This is a genomic window from Flexithrix dorotheae DSM 6795 (assembly GCF_000379765.1).
In the GTDB taxonomy this organism is placed as follows: domain Bacteria; phylum Bacteroidota; class Bacteroidia; order Cytophagales; family Flammeovirgaceae; genus Flexithrix; species Flexithrix dorotheae.
In genome coordinates, this window is sequence record NZ_KB903517.1 from 1 (window position 1) to 2,341 (window position 2,341).

The window sequence follows — 2,341 nt, forward strand, 5'->3', positions numbered from 1 at the left end:
GAGAGGAAAACTAAGAATTGGTTCAGCTTAAATTTGCTCGGATTTTTTGTCGTTTTTGCCAAAAAAATTAAGGTCACTTAACTTTAGACAACTTCGTAATAAAAAATTAAACAGGCCTAATTTTTTTATATTTTTTTCAAATTGAAAACCCATCCGTTTATGCCAATGTGTTCTAAAAATACAATTCCCCCTTTTTTTGCTTTTGTAATTTTTCTATGTTTTACTTCATGTGATATCCTGAATCAGGAAAATGAAATTTTCAACACCAATAAAACTCCTTCAGACTCCCGAAGCCCAGTTGAAATTCCAACAAATCTTCCTGTCCCTGGATGTTATTCCATAATATATGTAACTACCAATAATCAGGGAGACCAGGTTTTTGATATATGTGATGGCAATGGTGATTGTTATTTGAATGATGCGGTTGAAACTGCCAATCTGTGTGAAGGAACAACCACGATTTTTCTGGAAGAGGGAGCTACCTATAACCTTTCAAGCAGCACTCAGTTTTTAGCCAAAGAACTAACACCCGGAGGGGCTTATACTCCAATAGTGTACCCTGCTGGTTTTATCTCGGAAAATGGTCTCCCAGTAATCACCTCTGATGTGATCATTGAAGGAAATGGAGCAACCATTAGACGTTATGGTAGAGGAGGAATAAATCCATTTCGATTATTTCAGGTAGCAGAAGGAGCAAAACTCACTTTAAGAAATGTTACCTTGAAAGGAGGTGATATTCAAGAAGTTATCAAAAATGGACAGGCCGAAGAATATATTGGAAGAGGGGGTGCAATTTTTAATTCTGGTGAATTATTCATTGAAAACAGTGAAATAACATATAACAAAGCACAAGTTGCTGGTGGAGGTATATATAATGACAAGACTGGGAAATTATTTATGACTGACTCAAAAGTGGAATATAATCAGCAAGGAAGTAAATCAGAAATCAATATTCCTCATATGGGTGGAGGAGGAATATTTGTAGAATTATTTGCTGATTTAAAAAGAAGTAGTATTTCATTTAATTCTTCACAGTCTTCAGGGGGAGGTATATTATTTTATGATTTGAATACACTTGCTTCTGCACAGGCTTTAATTGATCAATGTGTTATTGAAGGAAATCAGACAAAATATGATGGAGGAGCAATCAAAAGTGAACTTGGAGATTATTCTTCACCAAATCCATATCCCCTAATACCGGGAGAAAATAGTTTAACCATCACTCGGACAACCATTTCTGGGAATTTGGCAAATGGAAGAGGCGGAGGACTTTATTTATTCTTTGGTATAACCCAATTGGTTGATGTAACCATCACAAATAACCAAACGAGCGAAAACTATATGGTGGGTACAAATGGCCCTAATATGCATAAAGGGGGCGGTATGTACTTTGAATTTTCTCCAACCTTTATCAAAAATTCTGTTGTAGCCAATAACCCTGTAGGAGGAGATTGTGGGGGTGAAACTGCAAGTTTTAGTGGAAATGTTAATGACCTGATAGTGGATGGAAAGGTATTTATTGGCAATCCCGATCATTATTTAGGTGATGGGGCATTAATTGGAACAGGGGTAATTAATGGCAATGCACAACTAGGCCCAATTATTAATAGCGGCAATACCAGAGTTCATATTCCCGTACCAGGAAGCCCCCTTATTGATGCTGCTACTAATACCACTTGTTCGGGAACTGATCAGAGAGACTTACCTAGGCCAATTGGGAATGGCTGTGATTTAGGGGCTGTGGAAGTACAATAATTCCGACTTTATTTATCTGCATTGCAATATGTTAATATGTGTGATTCATATAGATCCTTTACAATTTTTTAACTTGAGGTCTTGACTATAATTGGATAACTACAATCGTTCGTTTTCAAGGGGGTAGTGTGCTTCAACCTCTAATATTCTCTTTTTCACTACTTCAATAGAGCTGATCCATTCAAGGTGTATTTGATAGATATTTTCCATGGACCCAACTATTTATTTGATTATATTCTATGATCCTTTATTAGGTGTTTTTTTATGATTCCCTTATTTAGCTTCTCTCAAAAACCGTTACGAAATTGGCAAAAACCCGCCACTATAATAATCAACTAAAAATACAGTTGAATTTCGATAAAATTTGGAAAACATCCAAACATAAACGAAGTATTACAAAAGGGGGAATAGGCAAAATAATCTTCGGAGGAAAAAATCAGGAATCGGGAGTAAGATTTTGCCAAAAGTTGATTAGCTTTAAAGAAACTACCAAAAGGGACATTTGACCTTCAATAAAATTTAGTTAACATAATTAGGAATTATCATTCCTTTTGTTATCATCTTCATCACTATTTTTGTCATCATC

1 protein-coding gene is annotated in these 2,341 nt (G+C 35.5%); it reads left to right on the top strand.

The features are described from left to right. Positions 1 to 141 precede the first annotated feature (141 nt). Complete coding sequence (locus tag A3EM_RS0139380; RefSeq protein WP_211212046.1) at positions 142 to 1,755, top strand: choice-of-anchor Q domain-containing protein; 1,614 nt, start codon at positions 142 to 144, stop codon at positions 1,753 to 1,755. The last annotated feature ends 586 nt before the right edge of the window (positions 1,756 to 2,341 follow it).